The following is a 17,564-nucleotide window of genomic DNA, read 5'->3' as shown; positions in this document are numbered from 1 at the left end:
CTTAATCGCTTGACCTTCAGACCAGCTCCCGCCAATTTCCTCATTGGGGGGGAATCTTGGCAAGTTCCGTAGTATCTTCAGTGTCGGATGCTTCGCGTCCGCAAATTTTCGGTCAACTCGGCCCGGACATCTTTACGGTGTTCTCTGGCGGCAACCGGCTGCTCTATGAGCGTGCGATCCTCGCCGTCTACGACGACCTTTACCGGTCCGACCTTCTATTCCCGACGGAGGCGGAGGTAGTCGGCGTGATTTACAACTGCATTACGCGGGAGCCCGGCCTTTGGGCCGAGGACGAAGCCGCCGTCGATCTCGACCGCCTCGTCACGCGGACCGGCCGACGAGTCAGGCGTCGACGCGTCGCAGGTGTAGACGATCAGGCCACCGGGACCGCGATCAGCCGGTCCCGGCACATCTACAACCGGATGCTGCAGACGGGCTGGCTGGACGAGGCGAGCTATGGCCTCAAGACAACCGTGGAGATGCCGTCCGGCGCGATGCGTCTCGCCGAATTCCTGTGCTCCCTGAAGGATGGCGGGGCCGAGCAACTCGGCGGCCTGGTGGTGGAGGTGAGGAACGCGATCCGTGCGGTGCGCGAGAAGCCGGCCGAGAACGCTCTCGGCCTCAACAAGGCCGCCCAAGACTCGGCGCGTTTCGGACGGTACCTAAGAAGCGTGCTCGCGGCCCTGCGGGAAGTTGATCGGCAAGTGCTTTCCTCGGAGACGCTTGCCGAGCGGCTGCGGCACTATTTCGAGGACTTCGTCGAGCGGGTGCTCCTGCGCGACTACACGTCCATCTCGACCACGGCGCATCCATATCGACATCGGCGAACTATTCTCACCTCCCTCGACGAGTTGGAAGATTCCGAGATTGACTTGGCAGCGGTTGCCGACGCGTATCTTGAAGCCCGGCTCGTTCCCGATGGGCAAGCGGCGCGCGACCTCGTACAAGAGGACCTGTTCCGAATCCGCCGCGTGTTCGAGCGGATCGAGGAATCCTTCGAGGCGATCCAGCAGCATCGGTCCAGGCTCGAAACGCGACTGCGCAACGTGGTCCGATATGCGGGGCGCCGGACCAATTTCCTTCAGCGCAGCGAGCACGTGATCCAGAGTCTCGACGACGCTCTTTCGCGGGGCGTTGACGATCTTACGGTGCGAGGATTGATTGAGCCTCGCATGACCGTTGTCGCGCCCGAGCTTCTCGCGAAGCCGCGCGGTGCCCGGCCGGAAATCGCCGACGCCGACCTGGCCCTTCCGCCGCCCGATCCGATACGCGAGTTTAGGCGTCATCTCGAGCGGGAGTACTTGGATCGCCTGACTGTCTCGCCGGCAAAGGTCAGCCGTTTCCTCGAACGACGGGTACCGCCCTTTGGCGAGACCACAGCGGCCTCCATGAGGATCGAAACCGTCGATGATTTCCTGGCTTTCGAAGCCATCCGATTGATGGTCGCCGGCGGCCTCGGTGCCGACGCGGACTCGCGGCTCGCGAAGGCGCTCGAAGGCCGATTCGAACTCGTAGCCTGCGGTGAGACAGTGTCGAACGAGTGGCTGGATTGCGGCGGCTTTCACGTGAAGCGCCTCGACGACAGCATCACCCTCGAGGTCGGGTATGCTGCTTGAGTTCAACGCCCTCGAAAGCTCGAACCCCCGCGGCTTCCTGCGGGTCACGCAGCTCATCGCACATCTGATGCGGAACCAGTTCGCCCACGTGGAGGACCGTGGGGCCGCGACGCTGCTCGAAACGCTGCACCGTCCGGAACTCGCGAAACTCGTCTCGGCTTACTTTGACGTCGCCGGCTACCGTCTCGTCCATCGGGAGACCGAAGGCTGGGCTGGGATCCTGCCCGATCCGGAGCGCACGTCGCTGCCGCGGATGCGCATCGATGAGACGATCGCCCTACTCGTCATGCGACGGCTATGGGAAGAGGCGCTCCAACTCGGCGAAATCTACACCAACGGAACTGTCCGCACGACCCTCAACGAGGCGTATGCGGCCTATCAGGGCATAGTCGCCGGCACCCGGCGTGCGGCGCTTGCGCCGAACGAGTTCCGCGACGTGCTCCGGATGCTCGAACGCAAGGCGATCGTTCGCCTCGATGAGTTCGACGTAGACGCGCAGGATATGGATCTCGACATTCGCGCGCTCGTCACGAGCGTCGCCGGCGACGACTTCGTTGCGTCGCTCGAGCAGATCCTGTCGCGTCCGGTCGCCTCGAGGCCCGATGCGGACGATGAGGCCACGGCGGGAGGCCAGGCATGATGGAACTGCGGCGTATCGTCCTCGTGAACTGGCACATGATGGTGCAGGCCGACCTCGATCTTGCCGGCGATGCGGCCATCCTCGGACAGAACCGATCCGGCAAGTCCACGATCATCGATCTGATACAGGCGATCATGGCGGGCGGTTCGTCCCGTCTATACCGGTTCAACCGTTCGGCGGGCGAGAGCGGCGGCCGCTCGGACCGCACGCTAGGAGGGTACTGCCTCGGCCAGCTCAACGAAGATACGTTCCTCAGACCCCAGGCGAGGAGCCACATCGCGCTTGTCTTCGAGGATCCGGAGAGGCGACGGAAGCCGGTGAGTATCGGGCTGTCCATCGAGGCCGCACGCGGCCAGCAGACGGAGGTTGCGGGGCGCTTTGTCGCCGAGGGTATTGGCGTCGATAGCTCGATGCTGCTGGATACCAGCGAAGATGCGTCCCGGCCGACCGCGTGGCCCGTCGTCCGCCGGCGGCTCGACCAGGCCTGCGGCGAAGCGGGTGGTCAGCTCCTCACGCTGGACGACGCTAAGACGTTCATCCGCGAATACATGCGTGCGCTGTTCACGGGTCGTCGCACGTCGGATCCCGAGCGGTTCGTCCGCACTTTCGTGGCCGCGCTCTCCTTCACGGACATCTCGTCTGTCGAGCAGTTCGTGCATCGCTACCTACTCGAACCCAAGCCGATCGACATTGCCGAGCTGCGCGACTCCATCCGCCGCTACCGCGAGATCCAGAAGACGATCGCCGATCTCAACAGAAGGCTGGAGGCGCTTCGCGCGATTCGCGCTCAAGTGGAGGAGTTCGACCGGCTTCTCGCCGAGGAGCTCACCTGCCGCGCGATCGAGAAGACCGCCATGCTGGTCGAAGGATTCTCCCGGCTGTTGGCGAATATCAGTGAACAAAGGTCGAAGTCGCACGAACTTCATGCAGTCATGGAGGAGTTCGCGCGGGTGGAGGAGGAGATAGAGCACGAAAACGAGGCGCTCGCATCCGTCCGGCGACAGCTTGCCGCGACCGGCGCGCAGGGGCAGCGCGCCATCGTCGAGCAGGAGATCAAGGGGCTGGAGCGGGACCATGCCGGCATCATGGAACGTCTGCTGGCTCGACACCTCAGCGCGGCGCGCGCGATCCAACTCCTGGAGTTGCGCGACAAGCTGAGCGTCATAAACCCGGGCGAATTGTTCCGCGCGCTCGAGCGCGTCGAGGAGGCCAGCCGCGGGCTCGCGCCGCCCGATTGGCCACGCGATCCGGCGAAGATGGACGATCTGCTGGAAGCGGTCTCCGAAGCGGCGATCGCCCGGATGGAAAAGGCGACCGATCAGCGAGATGAGGCCATCGTCTGGGTCAAGCAGCTTGAGGCCGAGGCAGCCGAGGATAGCAAACAACTTGCTAGTGCCAGGCAGGGACAGATCACCCTTAGCGCAGCGACCTCGAAACTTATGGAGGCCCTGCGCCGCGAGGGCATGACGCCGCGCACACTGTGTGAGGTCGCCGACGTCGTAGACGAACGGTGGCGCAATGCGCTTGAGGCGCTGCTAACCCGCGACCGCGAAGCCATTATTGTCGATCCGGAACATGCCTACCTTGCCACCGAGATCCTGCGGCATGGACGCGACGCCTATCCGGGATGCCGCGTAGCCAACACCCGCAAGCTCCAGTCAAGGACCACCGTTCCTGAAGGCGGCACGTTGGCCTCGATGATCCACAGTGACGACAGGCTGGCCATGGCGTTCGTTGTCTTCAGGATAGGCAATGTCCGGCTTGCGCAGAGCCAGGACGAACTTCTGTCCGGTGGTCGCGCCATCATGGCTGACGGAGCTTATTACGACGGCCTAATCACCGAGATGCGCCGGCCGGACGGCCTCAAGATTGGCCGGGCTGCGGCGCCGCTGATGGAGGCCACGCTGCGAGAGCGGATCGAACAGCGCTCGCAGCTTCTGAGGATTCATCTCGAGAAGAAGCGCTTCTTCGAGGATGCGATCCGGCGGCTCGAGGATTGCAGCAGGCTGGTCGCCGAAAAGGACAGGTTGGAGGCGCTTGCATTCGCGCTGGGGGATCTTGCCGACAGGCGCATCGACGCGCGGCACAGGCTGGATCGGATATCGGCCCACGTCGATCCCGAACTACTCGACGCCGAAACGCGGTCGCAGGCCTTATTGAAGAGCCTCAACTTAAATCGCGATGAACTGATCGGTAGCCGCGAGACGCTCAAAACGCAGATCGAGCAGGTCAAGGCGAGGCTAGGCGCCGGCGACCAAAGCGTCGGTTCTTGTCTATGTCTTGCCCTTCGCCGCCGGCAGTTCCGCAGTGTCGTGACCTCCACAGCACAAATACAATCGCTCCGCGAGCGATATAGAGCGCATCCGGCTAAAAATCCGGCCAGGATTGCTTCTGACATGCAGAAGGCTGCGGACGAAGCGAAGCAGGGGTATCGGGAACTCGGTCACGAGATCAGGACATCTCTTGGGAGGTATGCGATCGACTTCCCCGACGCGCTCGAGGGCTATGCGGACGTACCGATCATCGGCACTGTGAAGCCATGGGTGTCGGACGGCATTGCGATGCTGGAAGATAACGAGCTCATCCGGTACCGCGAGCAAGCGGACGAGGCGGCGGATCGGGTTTCACGTCTTTTCAAGACAACCTTCATTCATGAGCTGAACAGCCGCTTCGGGCAACTTCATTCGGAGATGGAGAAGCTGTCGGCAGCGCTCCGTACACGCCCCCTTCACGGCGAGATCTATCGCCTGGCGGAGCTCGTTAAACCGGAGTTCGACGACCTTTATCATCTCGCTAAGGACAGCGAGGCCGACGAGCGCGTGCTAGATGCTCTGTTCGGCCGGGCCGAGCCTCGCGACGAGCGGCACGCGCGGGCGCTCAGGCAGATAGAACAGCTCCTCGCTGACGAGTCCTTCGACTTTACGGTCTTTCAGGACTACCGCAGCTATTTCACCTACGATCTCAGGATGCGCGATATCGCAACCGGGCGGACAACGAGCTTCGACCGACGACGTGGCGTGGCCAGCGGTGCTGAACGTCAAGTGCCTTTCTACGTCGTCATCGGAGCGGCTCTTGCCAGCGCCTACCACGGCGTCCGCCAGGCGAACGCTCCAAACAATCTCGGAATGGGTCTTGCCGTGTTCGATGAGGCATTCAGCAAGATGGATGGCCCCAACCAGCGGACACTGCTCGACTTTTACCGCGCGATCGGCCTTCAGGTCGTCATCGCCGCGCCCACCGAGAAACGCGCGGTCGTCTACGAGAACCTGGACTATATAATCGACGTATTCCGCAGCGGCGATGTGTCCCTCGCCGAATCCATCCGAATCAAGGACCGTGTCCGCGAGGAGATGCGCGCTGCCAATCCACAGCACGCGACGGACGAAGACCTTGCGGAGCGTCTCGGCCTCAAAGCGAGTGCCGCCGAATGAGCCGACGCGGGTTTTCGACCATCATTTCCCTCATTGACAATCTGCTCGCGCGACATGAACGCAATCCCGCCGCGCGAAACCTGATCGCCGCGATCGACGATGACGGCTTCGCCAACATGGACTTGCGAGACACCTTCGATGAGGAACTCACGGCGCTAGAGCGGGCGGGCGGGATCGAGCTGATCCGAACCGGCCCGAAGACGGAGCGTCGGGTAACCAGCGCAAGGCTGAAGGATGCCGGAGTCCTCTACCGAAAGGTCGAACGGCGACCGGCTGGCGAACTAGCGTACCAAGCTGTTTCAGAACTGCGGTCGCAGCCGGGGCTGCCCGCCGGCGCCACCAGCTTGATCGACGACGTCGTCGCAGCCTGGTCGCGGGGCGTGTCCCACATCGGAATCCGGAAGGGGGAAGGGCGAACGCTTGCAGACGTGATCGACCTCGCCATCGCAGTCCGCGGTCGCATGTCGGGCGATCCGCAGGGGGAGCAGGACTTCCGGACATTCTCGCGGCTGACGGTCGGCGACAGTAAGTCGCTGGAGAAGAATGTCCGGCAAGTCGCCGCGGCAATGAGGAAGATCTTCGGCGACATGGAGGAGCAGACTCTTCTCAATCCTGAGGAACTGCTTGCCAGCGCCGGTATCAGTCGCTTGCCGCAACCAATCCTGCTGCATGGTGACGTATCGCTAAACGGGCGACCCTTTCCGACGATGCCTTATGTCGGAGTACCCACCGACTGCGCTGGCGGGATCGGTCTCCTGACGAAGCCTGACTACGTGCTGACGATCGAGAATTTCACCTCATTCGTCCGGCACATCCGAGAGGTCGCGCGATCCGAGCGGGCTCTCGTCATTTATTCCGGTGGCTTTCCCTCGCGACCGACGCTCGCGACGATCACAGGGCTGGCGGCCCAGGCGCAGATGCCGACGTTTCACTGGGGAGATATGGACGCTGGAGGCCTCCGCATATTTCAGCATCTCGAAAGACATCTTGCTGGCGTCGGAATTCCGCTGAGCCCCCATATGATGGACACTGAACTGCTCCGGCGGTTCGGGAAACCCGTACCGGGCCTGGCCGGTCCTGTCAGCGACAGGCACGCGAGCGCGATCGCCGACTTGGCGGACTTCCTGACCGCGAGTGGTCTCGTGCACGAGCAGGAGGAGTTCGATCCCAGAAGCCCGATCACGGAGACTCTTGCTCCGGGGAGCAGAAGGTGCCGATGCCCCGCCCGGATCCCTTGCAGTGAACGGGAATGACGCGTGGTTTATGCTGTCGTAGGCGGCAGTCGGCCGCCTACCGCTTCCTCGCCGAACTCGCAGGACCTGGTAGTGTTCTGAGAGTTCTGCAAATTCGCTGAGAGGGGGCGGTCATGGCAGGCTGGTGATGTTCAACGTCACCGATTCCCTGGAAGGAACGCCACCATGACCAAGACTGAAAGTAAATATAAGACAGCCAGCGCAGCGGTCAAAGACATTCTGTTGTCGAGCCCGGATGGCTTGCGTGAAGTGATCCGTGCGGTGATACCGGAGGTGCTCGAGGCGGAGATGGACGAAGCGGTCGTGATGTCCGACGTCAGAGGACTGAAGCAGTAGACCTGCTGTGGCAGCTGAATCTGATTGTCAGAAAGTTGCTCGCCAAAGTCCGAGAACCTCGAGAACGGCTTCGGTGTGCCCGAGCATCTCTCTTCTTCAGTCAAAAACTCAATCGAAACGGGCACCCGTTCGCCAATTTTGAAATTTTCCGAAGCGGACGCTGCCGCTAGCGAACCGCGAATCGTGATCGCCCAACTAGCGTTCATTTGGCTTCAGATTCCATGACAACGGCCTCGCATACGTCGCGGATCATGCGCCCCTTTTTGCACTGGGTCCTGCGGGCCGAAAAGCGATGTCCTCTCCCAGGCCATGGTGTGACTTTGCAACATACGGCCTCCGGACGGGACAGCGGCTAATCGTTCAAACTTAACGAGCATGTAGATTGGAGCTTGCTCGTTACGAGTTAACAGATGGGCTGGGATTGCGACACCAACGTCGTAGGACTCAATAAGCAGCCATCACGAGGTATCCACATGACCAACAAGCTTCTCGAGGGCGCGACGCGAAGGACCCTGTTTGCTGCCATAGCGGGCGCCGCGGTAGCCGTTTTTCTAGATCCTTTTCAAGCGTATGCCGCCGATACCAGCGGTATCCACGGCTTTTTTAATGACGACAGAAATCAATTTGTAGACGTCTGGTTAAATAACAGCGGCACCCTTACGGCTAAAGTTAGCAATGGCCGACCATGGAGACCAATGTGGGTTGTAATGCATGTCGCGTTCATGTCGGGGGGGCAGGTTGTAGGGAGAAAGGACTATCACGTGTTTTGCCCATCACCCGTTCCGGGCGGTCACGGGAACGAGCGCTGGTTCAAGTATGCGAACCCTGGCTTCGGCGGTGTGACGGAAATCAGTGTTACAACGAACAAAGAAGCTCCTTGGGGGCATCCGTCGGGAGAATGGGAAGTCGAAATTTCGGGGTCCTCGACGTTTTAGGCCATTTCTCTAACGAAACTGGCAACTGACCCCACCTTGGGTTCTACACCAAGTGGTTCAGCGTAATCGTACTCCAAACAACCGAAGCACGGACTGAGGTTCGTGCTTTCAAGTCAAAAGATCTTTGTTTTTATCTAGTTGCTTCTTTGACTCTTGCTCAAGCCCTGCGACTTGAATTTTCGCCGCTGAAACCGCAATAGCAAGGGAGACACGCTTCTCAATCAGACAGGAAGCTCCGAAGCACTGATTGAAAATTGCCGTCACGAAGAGAGCACGATAAAAAATCATCGACATTTCAGCACTCCTCGGCAGAACTAAAAGGCGCTTCCAATTGTCGAAAGAGGTCTTCGCCGCGGCGGGTTATACGGACCGCCTTGGCCCGAGTTTTGGCATTCGGACGACCATGGGCTTTTTTACTCTCGACCATGCCCATGGCTTCAAGACCGATAACGACACTGCGGACTGTGGAGGTCGGGTGCCCGATGAATTCGTACAATACGGGTAGTACCCACCAACGACCAGGGCCCACGCCTGCGCCGGGAGGTGCCATCTTCCACTCTTTGAAAACGAGGTCGGCCCAAGAACTGATGCAAGCGATTTTGCTTACTGCTGACTCCATTTTCGCTTTATCGATGTCTAACATCAGCGTGCCGAGAAGTATCTCAGTGATAATAAGGCCAGAGCGCGACCTGTGAACTGGGAGGTCAGCAATCGACAGTCCGAACATGTGATTGTGTTGTTCGGCGATGGTGGGTTCTAGCGGGCCCTTAACAAAAGCTTTATATTTGGAAGCAAGCAGTCTCAGCTTCCGGTTTAGGTCAGTCCGGTCGGATGCCAATCTCTTACTGAAAGCAAAAAAATCGGTCGCGTCCAGTACCGGCGTAACTGACAAGGCGTCAGAAGGTCGTCCCGGTTGAGGTCGACTACCATGCATAGCAGAGCACCTTGGGTTCTCATTCGCATCGCGTCCACTAAGCTGCAGACAATTAGCTTTAAATCAAGGCCATTTCGTGTGTGCTTGTTAAGTCAGCAGGCAAGCCGAATCTCTCCACAGGGGCCACTCGATGGGCATTGCCTTGGAAAGCGGAAGGGCAGGTTTCGGCCTCATCCAGCCATCAATGATGGTGGCTACAAAAGCCGCAACCGTTCGGTTGTGTCTTGGCCAAGAAGCGAATCGCGGCAAGCTAAGACGCTCCTTGGAGTATCCGGGCGCGTCGGATCTGCCCTTCCGGTGATTGCTTTGGCGGACCGAGCGTCTTTCGATTCTCGCATTATGCCATTGAAAACATTTCTCTTTTCCCTTCGCCTGTTACGCAGTTTGTTACACAGCCGCGAGTGACCGCTTTGCGCCTGATCTCGGCTGTTCACCTGGACGCAAGAGGCCCAAGAGTGACATCGGTCGTATAGTTCTCGCGCATGAAGTTGATGAAGTTGGCCTGGAACTGGCGCGTGTGGGCGTGCGCCAGAATGTCTGCCTGCTCCACGTCCTTCGCTTTGATTGCGTTGAACATGAGATGGTGCTCATCGGTAAGCAGATATCCATCGTGGGTTCGCTCCAGGAACTCAAAATGCAAATGGAGCATACGCCTACCTTGATCGAGCAATCGTTCGTAGAAGGAGGCTAAGTAGGGATTCCGGCCGGCATGCGCGATAGCCATGTGAAACTGTTTGTTGGTTTCGGACATGGCCAGATGATTGCCGGATTTGACTGCTGCCTCGAACTCGCGCTCGCGGCGAGCGATGTTCTTGAGGTCACCTTCAGTGCGAAGCTCAGCCGCGAGACGAGTGTTCATCCGCTGCGCGACGTCGAGCGCCTCGACGTATTTCGGAAAGGTTGCGATCTCGATAGGGGCGACAATGGTGCTTCTGTTCGCCAGCGTCACCACAAGCTCTTCGCCCGCGAGCCGGATGAGCGCTTCGCGCACGGGTGAGCGCGACATGTCGAACCGCTCCGACAGCGTCGTCTCGTCCAGGAGCGTACCCGGTTGAAGCTCCAGCGATAGGATTTCCCCGCGAAGCGTGTCGTAGACGCTTTTCCAACCCGTCCCCTTAGTCCTTTTTGGCTCCGTTCCCGCGTCCATCTCGCTCTCCTGATGCATTAGGGCACGCGCCTTGTGCGCCGGCTCGACATGCGCCGCGATTCATATTGCCTCAAATCTTGTGGCGTGTCGACACGTTGTACTTTTCCGTTGACATGTCGGCATGGTGCCGACAATATAAATCATGTCGGCACGCTGCCGACACAAAAACGATCGGCCAAAGCCGACTTGCGCGTAAAAGGCGCCTGAGGGCGCTCGAGGAGAGGAGACTTTCAATGCTGCCTAGATTTCTTGCCGCCAGCCTGAAGGTGCTGTCGGCGGTTGCGATTGCCGCGACGATCTCGACCACGGTCCGTGCTCAATCAGCCGAGGGATATTGGGAGGCCATTCAAAAGGCGGGCGTGCTGCGATGCGGGGCTGCCGTGGCGCCTCCTTACGTCATGCGCGATCCGGCAACTGGCGAGTATTCGGGGTTCTTTGCCGATCTCTGCCGCGAGTTCGCCGACGTCCTTAAGGTCAAGCCTCAGTTCGTCGACACAACCTGGGACAACATCGTCGCCGGACTTCAGGCGGGGAAGTGGGACCTCTCGTTGGCGCTCAATCGCACGCCGCCGCGTGCCATGGCCGTGAACTTCTCCATTCCCGCGATGGAATACCAGATCTCGTTGGTCTACAATAAGAGCAACTCCAAGATCGCTGCGGACGCCAAGTCGGTCGCCGATATAGACAAGCCCGGCATCACGCTGGCAGTCATGTCCGGTACTGCGCAGGACAAGGCTATCTCTGCGGCGATCAAGCAGGCTCAAGTGCTACGGCTTCCAGGAAACGACGAGACTCGCCTGGCGTTGAAATCGCACCGTGCTGACATCCTCGTGGATGCTTCAGATACGAACGCGCTGTTCACGCAGGCCAATCCGGATTGGGCTGTCGCGCTGAATCCGACGCCGGCGCTGGCCAAGCAAGGCGTTGCCTTCGGCCTGCCGCACAGCCTGTCGTTCTCCGATGTGGACGTTGTCAACATCTTCCTCGAAGAGAGGGTCGCGACGGGCCAGGTGGACGAACTGATCAAGAAAGCAAACGACGAAGTGCTCAAGGGCGCGAAATAGGCTTCGCCAAGAGGGCCGCGACGTGATTGTCCGGCCCTCATTGCTATTCACGAAACCCGAACAAAATCAGGGTGTCCGCCATGCGCGATCAGCCGGCTGCTCCACTTGTCAGCGTGAGCGGGCTCCAAAAGAGCTATGGAGCCCTCAAAGTTCTCAAGGGCATCGATCTGACCATGAAGCCGGGCGAGAGGCTGGTTGTGATCGGTCCCAGCGGCGGCGGCAAAAGCACGCTGCTCAGGGTCATGATGGGCTTGGAAACCCTCAACGGTGGATCGGTCACTCTCGCCGGCAAGCCATACATTCGGGCGGGTGCGACCCCGGCGCGCACCGTTATCGACATCGCGGTGCGACGCTCGATCGGGATGGTCTTCCAGCACTACACGCTGTTTCCTCATTTGAACGTGATGCAAAACCTGATCCTTGCCCCGTGCAAGGTCCGCCGCGAGAAGAAGGCCAAGGCATCCGAAAGAGCGGCCGCGCTGCTTACCCGGTTCGGTCTTGGCGAAAAACTGACCGCCTATCCCTCCCAGCTGTCGGGGGGCCAGAAGCAGCGTGTCGCCATTGCTCGCGCGCTCATGCTTGATCCCACGCTGATGCTTTTCGACGAGGTGACTTCGGCCCTTGATCCGGAACTCGTCGGCGAGGTCGAGCAGGTCATTCTTCAACTCGCAAAACAAGACATGCCGATGATGATTGTCACGCACGACATGTGGTTTGCCAAAAACATCGCCTCACGGGTGTTGTTCTGTGCGGGGGGCGTGATCGTCGAGGACGGTCCGCCCGAGCAGGTGCTCGGCTCTCCGAAGGAGGAGAGAACCCGGGACTTCATCGACCGCGTCTTCCACATTCGGCAATGAGGCGGCGCGATGAATTACAGTTTCGATTTCCAGTCCGTCACGCGCAATCTTGGTCCACTTTTCGACGGTCTCGCGGTGACTCTCCAGCTTACGCTAGCCGCGAATGCAATCGGCCTCACCCTGGGCTTTGTGCTGGCGTTGCTCTTGATGAGCCCCTGGCGTCTGGTGCGGCTGCCCGTGACCCTTTTCGTGGAGTTTTTCCGCTGCACGCCTGCGCTCGTTCAGATCATCTGGTTCTTTTACTGCGTGCCGATGCTGTTCAACGTGTTCCTGGGCTCCATCACCATGGGCATATTGGCGCTGGGGTTCAACCTCGCCGCGTTCAACGCCGAAGCCTACCGTGCTTCCATCCAGGCAGTTCCACGCGAACAGCTCGACGCCGGCATCGCGCTTGGACTGAGCCCTGTTCAGCGTATCCTCTACATCGTCCTGCCGACTGCCTTTCGTGCCTCTATCCCCGTTTTGCTGACCAACGGCATCGTGATCTTCCAGCAGAGCGCGCTCGTCGCGATCGTGGCTGTCCAGGACCTGATGTATCAGGCGAAATCTCTCGCGACCCAAACATATCGTCCAATCGAGACCTTCTCCGTGGCTGCGCTGATTTATTTCGCCGTCTCGTTCCCGGTGACCCAGCTCGTCGATTATCTCGAGCGTCGCCGCTTGGCGGTTGCCGGGTAGGAAGTGGCCATGGACTCTCTCGATTTCACCGTCGTCCTGCGGTTCCGCGACGCGCTTTTGCAGGGCCTTCTCACTACGCTGGAACTCACTTTGATCTGCATCGTCCTGGGCTGCGCAATCGGCTTTGCGGTCGGGCTGGCGAGGACATCCACAAATCTTCTGCTTCGCAATTTGTCGAGCGTCTATGTCGAGTTCTTCCGAGGCACTCCGGTCCTGATTCAGCTTTTCTGGATTTTCTTCTGCCTGCCGTTGCTGCTCGGCATCGAACTCTCGAATTTCGCGTCCGGGGTCATCGCTCTCACGCTCTATATGGGGGCAATCACCAGCGAGACATTCCGGGCGTCCCTTAAATCGATCGGACGGGAGCAGTACGATGCTTGCGTGGCACTCGGCTTGTCACGGTGGACGCAGATCACGAGCGTCGTGCTTCCCCAGGCCTTGCTGCGCGCCATCCCCACCTTGCTGTCGAATTGCGTGAGCCTCTTCAAGGAAAGCGCACTCGTGTCGGCGGTTGGCATGGCCGACCTGATGTTCATCGGCTCGAACATTTCCAACAACACGGCGCGTCCGGTCGAGGTCCTGACGGTCGTCGCTCTGATCTACTTTGTCATCGCGTTTCCACTGACCAGGGCGGTGACTGTTATCGAGAGGCGCATCCTCCAGAAACTAGCGGTCTGAACCGCGCGATCCACAAAGACAAAGGAGAAGATTATGAAGCTAAAAGGTGTGATGCCGGCCCTGGTTACGCCATTTGATGCCGCAGGAAAGATCGATTTCAAGGCGTTCGAGAAGCTTCTGACCAAGCTGCGCGCCGACGGAGTATCGGGTTGGGTGCCTTGCGGCTCGACAGGCGAATACAACGCAATGACGGCGGACGAGCGTGCTTCAGTCCTGAAGTTCGTGGCCGAGTTCGCCAACAAGGACGAACTTCTGATTGCCGGAACGAATGCTGGGTCAACCTGGGAAGTAATCGAGCACACCAGACGCGCGCGCGCGCTTGGCTACGGCACCGTGCTGCTTTCGGCGCCATACTATGCAACGCCGGCGCCGAACGAGCTCATCTCGCACTATCGCGCGGTGCTGGATGCCGTAGACGTTGAAATCGTCGTCTACAATTATCCGCCCAAGGTGGGCGTCGAAGTAGGGCTTGAGGTGCTGGACGCATTCGTCGACGAGCCGCGCATTATCGGCATCAAGGAGTCCAGCGGCAACTTGCTGCGCGCCATCGACATCCGCTCGCGCTTTGGCGACCGCTACCAGGTCACCAACGGTTCGGACGACCAGACGCTCGACTTCTATCTCTGGGGCGCGACCTCATGGATTTGCGGGCCCGCGAATTGCATGGCTAAGGCCTGTGTGGACCTCGTGAAAACGATCGAATCCGGTGACTGGATCGGTGCTCGCGACAAGATGCAGGTGATCTACGGAGCCATGTCGAGCCTGGAGAGCGGGAAGTTCGTGCAAAAGGTGAAGTATGGTTGTGAGTTGACAGGAACCCCGGTCGGTAATGGTCGCGGACCGCTGCTGCCATTGAACGAGGAAGAAAAGGTAGCCTTCGCAAACGCGATGGCTCCCGTCCTGGGTTGATCTAGCATGGCTCGATCGCAACAACCGAACTCAAAGACCGTGGTCGTTGGCGCCGGCATAATCGGCACCACGATAGCCTACACGTTGCAGCGACGCGGCGAGAGCGTCGTTCTGATTGATCGAAATCAGCCGGGCAGGGGTGCATCCTTCGGCAACATGGCGAGCATCGCGGTGACCGAGTTCATGCCGGCATCGCGACCCAGCGTCTGGGCGCAAATGCCGAAATGGCTGCTCGATCGGGAAGGCCCGATGCGAATCCGCCCCGCCTACATGCCGAGGCTGGTACCGTGGTTCCTGCGCTTTCTCGCAGCCAGCTGGCCGTCGAAGCTGCGCGAACTGGAAGCCGCCGGTGCCGCGCTCTGCGGGCGCGTACACGAAGACCTGGCAGCGCTTCTGAGCGAGACCGGGCTGCAGCACATGCTGAGTGCCGAGGGTTGCCTTAGCCTTTATGCCGACGAGGCGGAATTTCGCGCCGACCGCGAGCATATTAAGATCCTCGAGCGCTTCGGTTTGCGCCACCAGGTGCTCCATGGCTATGCAATCCGCGAACTGGAACCGGCACTTGCGAACAAGATCGGCAAGGCAGTCCTTTTCCCCGACAACCGTTCGATATCGGATCCGTACAAGCTCGTGGTAGCGCTGCTCGAGGCGTTCCAGGCGCTCAGCGGCACGATCGTGCGAGGCGATGTAGTGGCCTTCGGGCAAAGTGAGACAGGGATCTCCGCGCTGCGGCTCAAGGACGGACGATGCCTCGAGGCCGACCGCGTCGTGCTTGCCGCCGGGGCCTACACTGCCGGTTTGTCCGCCAAGCTGGGCGAACCGATTCCCCTCGAAACCGAGCGCGGCTATTCCACGCAGATCATGGCCCCGGGCATTTCGATGCGCCACTCGATCATCTGGCCAGCCAAAGCCTTCATGGTGACGCCTACGGCCGGTGGCATACGCGTCGGCGGCACTGTGGAAATGGCGGGCCTCGAAGCTCCGCCAGACTATCGCCGTGCCAAGGTGCTGGTGAAGCGGGCGAAGGAAGCCTTGCCGGACCTGACGGTCGACGAGGCCAGCGAATGGATGGGGCACCGCCCTGCTTTGCCCGACACGGTACCAGTCATGGGACCTTCCGCGAAGCATCGCAATGTTTTCTATGCAACCGGGCACGGGCATTTGGGACTGACGTATGCGGCGACCACCGGCCGACTGATGGCCGATCTCATAAAAGGCGCCAAGCCGCCCATCGACATGAATCCCTATCGCGTCAACCGCTTCTAGAAAGCGCCGCAATGCTCACAGGAAGGGAAGGACCATGCGTAGCCAACTCTATATCGATGGCAAATGGGTTCAAGCCGTGAAGGGCGGCAACACTCAGGTCATAACGAAATACGTCACTGACCCCTGGGCCTGGTAGGAGCCGGCACATGCGCTTCGAAAAATCCCTCGAACTTTTGCTCGTCCATTGCCAGGGCGAGCTTGGTCATGTGCTGACCGGCGGCGCGCCGGAAATCCCGGGCAGTACCATGCTCGACAAGATGAACCACATCAACGCCGTGGATGACAGCCTGCGTCGCATCGTCACCAGAGAACCGCGCGCGAATGTGGCCATGTCGGTGAACCTACTGGTCGCGCCGACTCGAGCCGATGCGGATGCCGGCTTCATCGTGTTGCAGGCAGACAAGGCTCATCCCATGTCTGGCAGCAACTGCATTTGCGTCGTCACGGCGATTCTCGAAAGCGGATGCGTCGCCATGCACGAGCCCGAGACGGTCGTGCGGCTGGACACGCCTGCTGGCCTCATCGTGGCGCGGGCGCGCTGCGATAACGGACGCTGTCTGTCCGTCAGCCTCGACAACGTTCCGAGCTTCGCGGAGCTGCTTGACCAAGCAATCGACACGCCGCAATGGGGCAAGGTCAAGGTCGATGTCGCGTTCGGCGGCGTCTACTATGCTCTGGTTGACGTGGGCCAGATCGGGCTTGCCATCAAGCCATCCAACGCGCGCGGGCTCGCCGAAGCCGGTATCGAGCTCAAGCGCCTGCTCGCGGAGCAGGTGACGGTGAGCCATCCCACGCTCTCGGGTGTCGACGAGATTGCCTACGTCATGTTCCGCGATCACGAGCCCGATGGCGCGGTGCGTACCTGCACGACGCTGCCGCCGGGCCGGGTGGACCGCTCGCCATGCGGCACCGGAAGTTCCGCCAACCTCGCGGCGCTTTTTGCACGCGGCCTGGTGAAAGTCGGCGATGCCCGCATCTCACGGTCCATCATCGGCGGCGAGTTCACGGCCGAGGCGATAGGCGAAGCGGAAATCGGCGGCCGCAAGGCCGTGCTGCCGCGCGTCACAGGTCGTGGTTATGTCTTCGGCCGTTCGGAGTTGCGGATTGCGGACGACGAACCATTCCCTGTTGGCTTTGTGCTCTCCGACACTTGGGGACCCCAGGTCGATCAGTTGACGTAAGTGAGACAAGGATGGGCAAGCTGATTGGCGACCTAGACTGTTCTCGTTATGGCGGAATCCGGCGATATCGGCGCGGTAATCGTCGAAAATTTGCCGCGGAAGGAGCCCGTCCCATCGCTTACGAAGGTCGCACAAGCTAAGCGCCGAAGCGCGGCCGGCGCATTGGCGCCGCTGACAGTCGGCTTGGCACAAGGAGTTTCAGCTTTTTTGCCGCCGCCGATCTCGGAAGGAAGCAATCCAGCACTTCAAGACAACGGCGGGCGACGCACCGTCAATATGGCGAGCCGCGCCGTCCGTCTCGGGGATGCCAATGCCCTACGGCGCGAGCAAGGCAGCGCCCTTCAATCTGACGAAGTCCATTGCTGCTCCTTCGGCACTGATGGCGTAACGGCCGTTGCAATCGCGCCGGCTGGGTGCGAACCGACATGGCTGACGATTTTGTCGCGGCGCACGGCAAGCAAACCGCGGTGGCGGACATTCCGATCGGCGAGATGGCCTTGCCGGCCGAGGTTTTCGAACTTGTCGCCTCGTGATGAGCCCATCGCAGGCCTCGGTCAACGGTGCGACGCTCGACGTCGATGGCGGCAGTTATGACGAGCACCGCATCGGCAAACTGGGGAGCGGCAGCGTTCACCAACA

At 60.3% G+C, this 17,564-nt stretch carries 15 protein-coding genes and 2 pseudogenes; 14 read left to right on the top strand and 3 right to left on the bottom strand.

Going from position 1 to position 17,564, the window contains the following annotated elements; all coding sequences use genetic code 11:
- Window positions 1-56: 56 nt before the first annotated feature.
- The 6 genes and pseudogenes from RFN30_RS08085 to RFN30_RS08060 all read left to right on the top strand — a co-directional run bounded on the left by RFN30_RS08085 (window position 57) and on the right by RFN30_RS08060 (window position 8,211).
- A complete protein-coding gene (locus tag RFN30_RS08085) occupies window positions 57-1,616 on the top strand; it encodes a Wadjet anti-phage system protein JetA family protein (RefSeq protein WP_320228519.1) in 1,560 nt (519 codons plus the stop codon).
- Entirely contained in the window at window positions 1,606-2,256 is a 651-nt protein-coding gene (locus tag RFN30_RS08080) for a DUF4194 domain-containing protein (protein ID WP_320223448.1), read from the top strand. The genes RFN30_RS08085 and RFN30_RS08080 overlap by 11 nt, the downstream gene beginning before the upstream one ends.
- Window positions 2,253-5,687: an SbcC/MukB-like Walker B domain-containing protein gene (locus tag RFN30_RS08075; RefSeq protein ID WP_320261580.1), complete on the top strand. Its 3,435-nt coding sequence runs from the start codon at window positions 2,253-2,255 to the stop codon at window positions 5,685-5,687. Before RFN30_RS08080 ends, RFN30_RS08075 begins: the two co-directional genes overlap by 4 nt.
- Entirely contained in the window at window positions 5,684-6,940 is a 1,257-nt protein-coding gene (locus RFN30_RS08070; protein WP_320261579.1) for a Wadjet anti-phage system protein JetD domain-containing protein, read from the top strand. Before RFN30_RS08075 ends, RFN30_RS08070 begins: the two co-directional genes overlap by 4 nt.
- 165 nt (window positions 6,941-7,105) lie before the next feature.
- A pseudogene (locus RFN30_RS08065) lies at window positions 7,106-7,243 on the top strand (IS256 family transposase); the annotation flags it as partial.
- A gap of 506 nt (window positions 7,244-7,749) precedes the next feature.
- Window positions 7,750-8,211: a hypothetical protein gene (locus RFN30_RS08060; RefSeq protein ID WP_320261578.1), complete on the top strand. Its 462-nt coding sequence runs from the start codon at window positions 7,750-7,752 to the stop codon at window positions 8,209-8,211.
- A 108-nt stretch (window positions 8,212-8,319) separates the two neighbouring features.
- Here RFN30_RS08060 and RFN30_RS08055 read toward each other — a convergent pair whose 3' ends face one another.
- The 3 genes from RFN30_RS08055 to RFN30_RS08045 all read right to left on the bottom strand — a co-directional run bounded on the left by RFN30_RS08055 (window position 8,320) and on the right by RFN30_RS08045 (window position 10,292).
- Window positions 8,320-8,505, bottom strand: coding sequence for a hypothetical protein (locus RFN30_RS08055; protein WP_320261577.1), 186 nt, complete (start codon window positions 8,503-8,505; stop codon window positions 8,320-8,322).
- A 1-nt stretch (window position 8,506) separates the two neighbouring features.
- Complete coding sequence (locus tag RFN30_RS08050; protein WP_320261576.1) at window positions 8,507-9,103, bottom strand: hypothetical protein; 597 nt, start codon at window positions 9,101-9,103, stop codon at window positions 8,507-8,509.
- A 472-nt stretch (window positions 9,104-9,575) separates the two neighbouring features.
- Window positions 9,576-10,292 (bottom strand): GntR family transcriptional regulator, encoded by a 717-nt coding sequence (locus tag RFN30_RS08045; RefSeq protein WP_320261575.1) that lies wholly within the window; start codon window positions 10,290-10,292, stop codon window positions 9,576-9,578.
- A gap of 233 nt (window positions 10,293-10,525) precedes the next feature.
- On the opposite strand from RFN30_RS08045, the gene RFN30_RS08040 reads away from it, so the two are divergent.
- From RFN30_RS08040 to RFN30_RS08005, 8 genes and pseudogenes are all read left to right on the top strand, one after another.
- Window positions 10,526-11,356 carry a substrate-binding periplasmic protein gene (locus RFN30_RS08040; RefSeq protein WP_320261574.1) on the top strand — a complete coding sequence of 277 codons (831 nt, stop codon included), beginning with the start codon at window positions 10,526-10,528 and terminating at the stop codon, window positions 11,354-11,356.
- Between the two features lie 80 nt (window positions 11,357-11,436).
- The gene (locus RFN30_RS08035) at window positions 11,437-12,213 is read left to right on the top strand and encodes an amino acid ABC transporter ATP-binding protein (protein ID WP_320261573.1); all 777 of its coding nucleotides are present in this window, start codon (window positions 11,437-11,439) and stop codon (window positions 12,211-12,213) included.
- Between the two features lie 9 nt (window positions 12,214-12,222).
- A complete protein-coding gene (locus RFN30_RS08030; protein ID WP_320261572.1) occupies window positions 12,223-12,891 on the top strand; it encodes an amino acid ABC transporter permease in 669 nt (222 codons plus the stop codon).
- Between the two features lie 9 nt (window positions 12,892-12,900).
- Window positions 12,901-13,569 (top strand): amino acid ABC transporter permease, encoded by a 669-nt coding sequence (locus RFN30_RS08025; RefSeq protein ID WP_320261571.1) that lies wholly within the window; start codon window positions 12,901-12,903, stop codon window positions 13,567-13,569.
- A gap of 33 nt (window positions 13,570-13,602) precedes the next feature.
- Window positions 13,603-14,478, top strand: coding sequence for a dihydrodipicolinate synthase family protein (locus RFN30_RS08020; RefSeq protein ID WP_320261570.1), 876 nt, complete (start codon window positions 13,603-13,605; stop codon window positions 14,476-14,478).
- Between the two features lie 6 nt (window positions 14,479-14,484).
- Window positions 14,485-15,744: an NAD(P)/FAD-dependent oxidoreductase gene (locus RFN30_RS08015; protein WP_320261569.1), complete on the top strand. Its 1,260-nt coding sequence runs from the start codon at window positions 14,485-14,487 to the stop codon at window positions 15,742-15,744.
- Between the two features lie 146 nt (window positions 15,745-15,890).
- The gene (locus RFN30_RS08010) at window positions 15,891-16,925 is read left to right on the top strand and encodes a proline racemase family protein (protein WP_320236364.1); all 1,035 of its coding nucleotides are present in this window, start codon (window positions 15,891-15,893) and stop codon (window positions 16,923-16,925) included.
- A gap of 175 nt (window positions 16,926-17,100) precedes the next feature.
- Window positions 17,101-17,517, top strand: a pseudogene (locus RFN30_RS08005) (SDR family NAD(P)-dependent oxidoreductase); the annotation flags it as partial.
- Window positions 17,518-17,564: the final 47 nt, after the last annotated feature.

This window comes from Mesorhizobium dulcispinae (assembly GCF_033977345.1).
In the GTDB taxonomy this organism is placed as follows: domain Bacteria; phylum Pseudomonadota; class Alphaproteobacteria; order Rhizobiales; family Rhizobiaceae; genus Mesorhizobium; species Mesorhizobium dulcispinae.
The sequence above is the reverse complement of the archived record's forward strand: the minus strand, read 5'-3'. Positions and strand labels throughout refer to the sequence as shown.

Coding starts and splice junctions, on each gene's coding strand:
- RFN30_RS08080 (WP_320223448.1), top strand. CDS start 1,606: ATGCTGCTTGAGTTCAACGCCCTCGAAAGCTCGAACCCCCGCGGCTTC.
- RFN30_RS08075 (WP_320261580.1), top strand. CDS start 2,253: ATGATGGAACTGCGGCGTATCGTCCTCGTGAACTGGCACATGATGGTG.
- RFN30_RS08070 (WP_320261579.1), top strand. CDS start 5,684: ATGAGCCGACGCGGGTTTTCGACCATCATTTCCCTCATTGACAATCTG.
- RFN30_RS08060 (WP_320261578.1), top strand. CDS start 7,750: ATGACCAACAAGCTTCTCGAGGGCGCGACGCGAAGGACCCTGTTTGCT.
- RFN30_RS08055 (WP_320261577.1), bottom strand. CDS start 8,505: ATGTCGATGATTTTTTATCGTGCTCTCTTCGTGACGGCAATTTTCAAT.
- RFN30_RS08045 (WP_320261575.1), bottom strand. CDS start 10,292: ATGGACGCGGGAACGGAGCCAAAAAGGACTAAGGGGACGGGTTGGAAA.
- RFN30_RS08040 (WP_320261574.1), top strand. CDS start 10,526: ATGCTGCCTAGATTTCTTGCCGCCAGCCTGAAGGTGCTGTCGGCGGTT.
- RFN30_RS08035 (WP_320261573.1), top strand. CDS start 11,437: ATGCGCGATCAGCCGGCTGCTCCACTTGTCAGCGTGAGCGGGCTCCAA.
- RFN30_RS08030 (WP_320261572.1), top strand. CDS start 12,223: ATGAATTACAGTTTCGATTTCCAGTCCGTCACGCGCAATCTTGGTCCA.
- RFN30_RS08025 (WP_320261571.1), top strand. CDS start 12,901: ATGGACTCTCTCGATTTCACCGTCGTCCTGCGGTTCCGCGACGCGCTT.
- RFN30_RS08020 (WP_320261570.1), top strand. CDS start 13,603: ATGAAGCTAAAAGGTGTGATGCCGGCCCTGGTTACGCCATTTGATGCC.
- RFN30_RS08015 (WP_320261569.1), top strand. CDS start 14,485: ATGGCTCGATCGCAACAACCGAACTCAAAGACCGTGGTCGTTGGCGCC.
- RFN30_RS08010 (WP_320236364.1), top strand. CDS start 15,891: ATGCGCTTCGAAAAATCCCTCGAACTTTTGCTCGTCCATTGCCAGGGC.